Annotated in this window: 6 protein-coding genes and 1 pseudogene; 3 read left to right on the forward strand and 4 right to left on the reverse strand. The window is 52.4% G+C overall.

The genetic code is table 11. The features are described from left to right. Positions 1-17: 17 nt before the first annotated feature. Both EQY_RS26830 and iadA read left to right on the forward strand, forming a co-directional pair. A pseudogene (locus EQY_RS26830) lies at positions 18-179 on the forward strand (hypothetical protein); the annotation flags it as partial. Positions 180-191: 12 nt separating this feature from the next. Then, positions 192-1,364, forward strand: a complete 1,173-nt coding sequence (iadA, locus tag EQY_RS0114065; RefSeq protein WP_000568389.1) for a beta-aspartyl-peptidase — start codon at positions 192-194, stop codon at positions 1,362-1,364. A 74-nt stretch (positions 1,365-1,438) separates the two neighbouring features. Here the strand turns inward: iadA and iraD are convergent, their stop codons facing one another. The 4 genes from iraD to uxuA all read right to left on the reverse strand — a co-directional run bounded on the left by iraD (position 1,439) and on the right by uxuA (position 6,006). After that, entirely contained in the window at positions 1,439-1,831 is a 393-nt protein-coding gene (iraD, locus tag EQY_RS0114070) for an anti-adapter protein IraD (RefSeq protein WP_024212578.1), read from the reverse strand. Positions 1,832-2,237: 406 nt separating this feature from the next. Beyond that, on the reverse strand, positions 2,238-3,011 hold the full coding sequence (uxuR, locus tag EQY_RS0114080) for a Uxu operon transcriptional regulator (protein WP_000833697.1): 774 nt from the start codon (positions 3,009-3,011) through the stop codon (positions 2,238-2,240). Between the two features lie 269 nt (positions 3,012-3,280). Continuing rightward, complete coding sequence (locus tag EQY_RS0114085; RefSeq protein ID WP_000208206.1) at positions 3,281-4,741, reverse strand: fructuronate reductase; 1,461 nt, start codon at positions 4,739-4,741, stop codon at positions 3,281-3,283. A gap of 80 nt (positions 4,742-4,821) precedes the next feature. Continuing rightward, positions 4,822-6,006 carry a mannonate dehydratase gene (gene uxuA, locus EQY_RS0114090; RefSeq protein WP_000438582.1) on the reverse strand — a complete coding sequence of 395 codons (1,185 nt, stop codon included), beginning with the start codon at positions 6,004-6,006 and terminating at the stop codon, positions 4,822-4,824. A gap of 338 nt (positions 6,007-6,344) precedes the next feature. On the opposite strand from uxuA, the gene EQY_RS0114100 reads away from it, so the two are divergent. Then, positions 6,345-6,783: GntT/GntP/DsdX family permease (locus EQY_RS0114100; protein ID WP_000558245.1), on the forward strand; the 439-nt coding region annotated here is incomplete at its 3' end.

The raw sequence follows: 6,783 nt of genomic DNA on the forward strand, positions 1-6,783 counted from the left end.
TCAGCCTGACCATTAACACCGTTTTACTGCCCGCAATGTATTTAATGGCCAGCACGGTGCAAAATGTCGGTCGCAGCCTGGAGACAGCCGAAGTGAATGCTAAATACCATCTGCATATCATCACGGTCTGCGTGATTAACGCTTTTCTGTCGATCTGGGTTATGCAGTTTATTGTTTAACAAGGAGTTTATATGATTGATTATTCCGCAGCCGGTTTCATCCTGCTGCAGGGAGCGCATTTGTATGCGCCGGAAGATCGGGGAGTTTGCGATGTCCTCGTCGCTAACGGCAAGATTATCGCCGTTGCCAGCAATATCCCTTCTGACATCGTACCGGACTGCACGGTTGTCGATCTCAGTGGGCAGATCCTCTGCCCTGGCTTTATTGATCAACACGTTCATTTGATTGGCGGCGGCGGCGAAGCTGGTCCCACGACACGCACGCCGGAAGTGGCGTTAAGCCGCCTGACGGAAGCGGGCGTCACATCGGTGGTTGGCCTGCTTGGCACCGACTCTATCTCTCGCCACCCGGAATCCCTCCTTGCCAAGACCCGTGCGCTCAATGAAGAAGGTATCAGCGCCTGGATGCTGACCGGTGCGTATCATGTACCTTCCCGCACCATTACGGGTTCCGTGGAAAAAGATGTGGCGATTATCGATCGGGTGATTGGTGTGAAATGTGCCATTTCTGATCACCGCTCTGCCGCACCGGATGTTTATCATCTGGCCAATATGGCGGCGGAATCCCGCGTTGGTGGCTTGCTCGGCGGTAAACCTGGCGTCACCGTGTTCCACATGGGCGACAGCAAAAAGGCGTTACAGCCAATCTATGACCTCCTGGAAAACTGCGATGTGCCAATCAGCAAGTTACTGCCGACGCACGTTAACCGTAACGTTCCTTTGTTTGAACAGGCGCTGGAGTTCGCCCTGAAAGGCGGCACCATCGACATCACCAGCAGCATTGACGAGCCGGTCGCCCCTGCAGAAGGGATTGCCCGCGCCGTTCAGGCGGGTATTCCGCTGGCTCGCATCACCCTCAGCTCCGACGGCAACGGTAGCCAGCCGTTCTTTGACGACGAGGGGAATTTAACGCATATCGGCGTTGCCGGTTTTGAGACTTTGCTGGAAACCGTACAGGTGCTGGTCAAAGACTTCGGTTTCAGTATCAGCGATGCCGTGCGTCCACTCACCAGCAGCGTCGCCGGTTTCCTCAACCTGACAGGGAAAGGTGAAATTCTGCCCGGCAATGACGCGGATTTGCTGGTTATGACACCGGAACTGCGCATTGAGCAGGTGTACGCTCACGGCAAACTGATGGTCAAAGACGGCAAGGCGTGTGTGAAAGGAACGTTTGAAACTACATAAGCGATTGTCTGCCGCCCGAATGGACGTAGAAGCCCGTTCGGACGGCTGACAGAGTAAAACGCAGAAGATGGTATTTAGCTGACTTTTCCCACCGTCGCACTGTACCAACCGCCATGCTGCCAGACCAACTCAAGCGTCAGAGGTTCATCATCGTGGTACAGCATCATCTCCAGACTGATCGTCAGATCGTGGCAATATGCTTCTTTCAGACTCACTTGCAATGCAGCAATACGTGGTTCATGAAATAAAAGAGCGGAACGCAGCTGGCGGCAATACCAGCTCTGGAGATGTTTGTCGCTCTGATTATCCCCTTGCCACTCTGGCATACCTGAAATAAGTAATGCAGGTAGCGGTGAATGAGGAGAATTGAAAAGTTGAAAGAGATCCCGACATACGGAATCACGCAGCGATGATGTATTGCTGCCTGTGTTTTCAGGTAATACGGTCTGAAGTAATTGGCGCATCATTTTGCGCACTCCTGACGTTTAGCGGCATCGATATCTTGCCCTGACGGCTTGACACCACTGGGTTGATGCTCATTTTCCATAGTCATTCCTTTTTGCTCATTGCATCCGTGCCTGATAACAGGCTTGATTCTCGCCCGCAAAGTATAAGACCCTGAACAGAAATGAAGATCCACTTACTTTTTATTTAAAAAGATATAATTTGATAAAAGTCACTAAACCAGACAGAAACAAATCAATATATTTTGATTATTCCGAATAATCACTCAGATTTAAATAGATATAAAATGTTTATAAAAGACATGTAATAAGTAATTATTAAATTACTCATCGTTTATTAATAATATCGGTTATTACGTGGCTAAAAGGCCTGGTGCAAAGCTGCTCAACTTGGCACCAGAAATAAGGGTCAGGCGTCAACTTTATCCAACGGCCAGGAGTCGAAGAGATAGCCGTCAAAATAGATATCATCAACATTGGAAAATTCCAGCAGGCGCTGTTTCACATTTTCCAGATGCTGCCACATTGCCAGCTTCGCCGCACGGGCGTCTTTTTTGATTAACGCGGCGAGGATCTGTTTGTGATCGCCCAGCCACTCTTTGCGATACAAGCTGTCATCCAGATGGCTGTGCAACTGGATCCACATCGGATTGTTTTCACGCCACTGCCAGGACTGACGGAACAACTCCACCAGCATACTGTTATGCGTCGCTTCCGCGATGGCGAGGTGGAACTGCATATCGCCGCTTTCACTGCTGCCCGGTGCGCTGGAGGCCAGTTCGCGTTCTTCAAGCTGCAATGCCTGGCGCATTTTGACGATATCTTCGCGGGTGGCCTGCAAAGCGGCAAATTCCGCGATGTTACTTTCCAGTAACTGACGCGCCTGTAACAGCTCAAAAGGACCGGCATCATTGCAGACGTTGGCATCTGCGTTGTCGGCAGTGTGGCTGGTTGAACTGTCGAGAACATAAATACCGGCGCCCCGACGCACTTCTACCAGTCCTTTGATCTCCAGCATGATCAACGCCTCACGCACCACAGTACGCGTGACCTCGAGCATTTCTGCGATTTCACGCTCCGGCGGCAGTCGTTCGCCAGGATTGTACGGTGTTTTGATGATCAGATCGCGGATCATCGCCCCGACTTCCTGGTAAGGTCTTTGCGCAGAGGTGGCAGATTTCATGATGTTGTGTCCGTTAGGTGCGGTTAATCAAATTATTGCCGGATGCGGCGTGAACACCTTATCCGACCGACAAAGAGTGCGTATTTAATAAGTTGCGATTGATACCCTGGCTCGATAAGCGTGCGCATCGGGCGATCTTACGTTGATCGTCAATGACAAACTATACCATTAGCACTGGAAGTTGGCACGTACAGGTAGGCAAAAAAACGAAAACTGGTCAACCAAATATTGGTTTGATTGACCAGTAAGTCTGTATGGTAATCAGTCAGTTACAGTGCAGCCACGCATTCGCGCGCGCCGCGCTCGCACAGTTGCTGATATGCCGCTGTCACTGCACCAACAAAGTCGGCATTCTGCGGCAGATCATCTGCAAAAATACCGCTCAGGCTCAACAGGGCTTTTACGCGTTCTGCTCCCTGATATTGCGCGTTGATCTTCTGGAATTCAGCCAGCATCGGATCAACTACGTCAATGGCGTTGCCTTGCTCATCCACACCCTGGGTGTAGCGCATCCAGCCCGCCACGCCGAGCGCCAGGTGACGCCAGCTACCGCCGTTTTGCAGGTGCAGACGCACCGGGTCCAGCAGACGCTGCGGTAACTTCTGGCTGCCGTCCATCGCAATCTGCCAGGTGCGGTGACGCAGAGACGGGTTGCTGAAACGCTCGATCAGCAGCGTCGCATAGGCGTTCAGGTCAGTCCCTTCCGGCATCGACAGCGTTGGCGCTTGTTCCTGCATCATCAGGGCAAAGGCGGCTTTGCGATAATCCGGGTTAGTCATGGTATCAGCAATGGTTTCATAGCCACCGAGGTAACCAAGGTACGCCAGGAAAGAGTGGCTGCCGTTGAGCATACGCAGTTTCATCATTTCGAATGGTACAACGTCCGAAACGAACTGTGCGCCCACTTTATCCCAGTCCGGGCGACCATTAACGAAGTTATCTTCAATCACCCACTGGCGGAACGGTTCGCAGGCAATGGCGCACGGGTCGTAAACGCCCAGTTGATCAGCAATTTCCTGTAAGGTTTCTGGCGTCGCCGCCGGAACGATGCGGTCAACCATGGTGCACGGAAAGGTGACGTTCTCTTCAATCCATGCCGCCAGCTGCGGGTCACGCGCCTGAGCCAGCCCCAGAACGGCAACTTTCGCCACATGACCATTTTCACGCACGTTGTCGCAGGACATCACGGTAAACGCTTTCAGCCCTTTTTCACGACGCAGGCGCAGAGCTTCAACGATGTAACCAATCGCGGACTTCGGCGCGGTCGGATTTTCCAGATCGTGCTTGATCAGCGGGTTATTGAGATCCAGCTGACCGCTTGCCGCATCAGCGCAGTAACCTTTTTCCGTGACCGTCAGAGAGACAATCGCCGTCTGCGGACGCGCCATCGCGTTGAGAATACCTTCACAACCGTCGATTTCCGGATGCAGGGCTTCTTTCATCGAACCGATAATTTTCAGCTCGGTGCTTTCTGCGCCTTTTTCCGCCACGGTGTACAGCAGTTGCTGTTTTTTCAGGTTTTCGATCAGCACGCGGTCGTTACCTGGCATCAGGTTAACTTCGCAGATACCCCAGTCGCTGTCGGTGCTTTCCAGCAGATGATGGGTGTACAGCGCCTGGTGCGCGCGGTGAAACGCCCCGCAACCGAGATGCACAATGCGTGATTCCAGACGAGAATGATCCCATGACGGGCGGGCAACCGGCAGATTGCTGTCAACAATAGTAGTCATCGTAAACTCCAGAATCCGTCTTCAGAGAGTGACGGCAAGGAAGAAGGAACCGGCACGGCGCGCAGCCATGCCGGTGGATATTAACGGCTAAAGAAAGCGCGCTGGATCGCCAGTTCGACACCGCGAACTTCGGCCAGGCCTTTCAGACGACCAATCGCGGAGTAACCTGGGTTGGTTTTCTTCTTCAGGTCGTCCAGCATCTGATGACCGTGGTCCGGACGCATCGGGATCAGGTCTTCTTTGCCTTCCGCTTTACGACGGTGTTCTTCTTCAACAATCGCTTTCACCACTTCGTACATATCAACGTCACCGTTCAGGTGCGCCGCTTCGTGGAAGGTTTTCGGGTTATCTTCACGCATGGTGGAGCGCAGATGGGTGAAGTAAATACGCGGACCGAACTGCTTGATCATATCAACCAGATCGTTGTCAGCACGCACGCCGTAAGAACCGGTGCACATGGTGAAACCGTTCGCCATACTGTTTACGGTATCAACCATCCACTGCATATCTTCAATGGTGGAAACAATGCGCGGCAGACCGAGGATCGGGCGCGGCGGATCGTCCGGGTGAACCGCCATACGCACGCCAACTTCTTCGGCAACCGGAATAATCGCTTTCAGGAAGACGGCAAAGTTTTCGCGCAGCTTCGCTTTATCGATATCTTTGTACAGCTCCAGGTGCTTACGGAACTGGTCGAGGGTATAACCTTCTTCCGCGCCCGGCAGACCAGCAATGATGTTACGGGTCAGACGCGCTTTGTCTTCGTCGCTCATAGTGGCGAAGCGTTCAGCAGCCTGAGCAATTTCTTCTTCGGTGTAATCCGCTTCCGCGCCTGGACGCTTCAGGATATGCATTTCGAATGCAGCGAATTCGATCTGGTCGAAGCGCAGAGCTTTGGAGCCGTCTGGCAGCACGTATTCGAGGTCAGTACGGGTCCAGTCGAGCACCGGCATGAAGTTGTAGCACACGGTGCGAATGCCGCACTGCGCCAGGTTGCGCAGAGTCTGCTGATAGTTAGCGATCCACTGCTCGTAGTTGCCAGTGTGGGTTTTGATATCTTCGTGAATTGGCACGCTTTCTACGACAGACCACACCAGGCCAGCATCTTCAACGATAGCCTTGCGTTTGAGGATCTCTTCTACGGACCATACTTCGCCGTTCGGGATATGGTGCAGCGCGGTAACCACGCCAGTTGCGCCCGCCTGACGGACATCAGCTAAAGAAACCGGATCGTTTGGGCCGTACCAGCGCCAGGTCTGTTCCATGATTTTTCCTCTTTCACATAGTGGGTTCCACAGCAAAGAGACGCGGAACCCCGGAGTTGTTTAGGTATCCGGATGAACAACCAGACCACAGCCGTGGCGTCGCACCGGATGAGATGGCGTATAAGTTCTACCTTTTGGTAAGACATGTCAACCCGGATTCTAAAATTGGTTAACCACATCACAAGAAATCTACTCTCCTGCCGGTTGTTGCAAATTACAGCAAGGGTAAACAACGGTTATTGATCAGGGTATGTGATATTCATCGCAACAATGGTTGACCAATTTAAATAACATGTCGCCCAAAATAACAACGGTTCAACCAGGTAAGGTAAAACGTTATGCATGTGCTTAACATTCTCTGGGTGGTATTCGGCATTGGCCTGATGCTGGTACTGAATTTGAAGTTCAAAATCAATTCAATGGTGGCTTTGCTAGTGGCGGCGCTGTCCGTCGGGATGCTGGCGGGCATGGATTTGATGTCGCTGCTTCACACCATGAAAGCGGGCTTCGGCAACACGCTGGGGGAACTGGCGATCATCGTGGTATTCGGTGCGGTCATCGGTAAATTGATGGTCGACTCTGGCGCGGCTCACCAGATAGCGCATACGCTGCTGGCACGTCTCGGTCTGCGCTATGTACAGCTATCGGTGATTATCATCGGCTTGATTTTCGGTCTGGCGATGTTCTATGAAGTGGCCTTTATCATGTTGGCACCGCTGGTGATCGTGATTGCAGCCGAAGCTAAAATCCCGTTCCTGAAACTGGCTATTCCGGCAG

The organism is Escherichia sp. TW14182 (assembly GCF_000208525.1).
Classification (GTDB): Bacteria; Pseudomonadota; Gammaproteobacteria; order Enterobacterales; family Enterobacteriaceae; genus Escherichia; species Escherichia ruysiae.

What these genes read in the sequence shown, in the direction of transcription:
- iadA (WP_000568389.1), top strand. Translation starts at nt 192, where the DNA reads ATGATTGATTATTCCGCAGCCGGTTTCATCCTGCTGCAGGGAGCGCAT.
- iraD (WP_024212578.1), bottom strand. Translation starts at nt 1,831, where the DNA reads ATGATGCGCCAATTACTTCAGACCGTATTACCTGAAAACACAGGCAGC.
- uxuR (WP_000833697.1), bottom strand. Translation starts at nt 3,011, where the DNA reads ATGAAATCTGCCACCTCTGCGCAAAGACCTTACCAGGAAGTCGGGGCG.
- EQY_RS0114085 (WP_000208206.1), bottom strand. Translation starts at nt 4,741, where the DNA reads ATGACTACTATTGTTGACAGCAATCTGCCGGTTGCCCGCCCGTCATGG.
- uxuA (WP_000438582.1), bottom strand. Translation starts at nt 6,006, where the DNA reads ATGGAACAGACCTGGCGCTGGTACGGCCCAAACGATCCGGTTTCTTTA.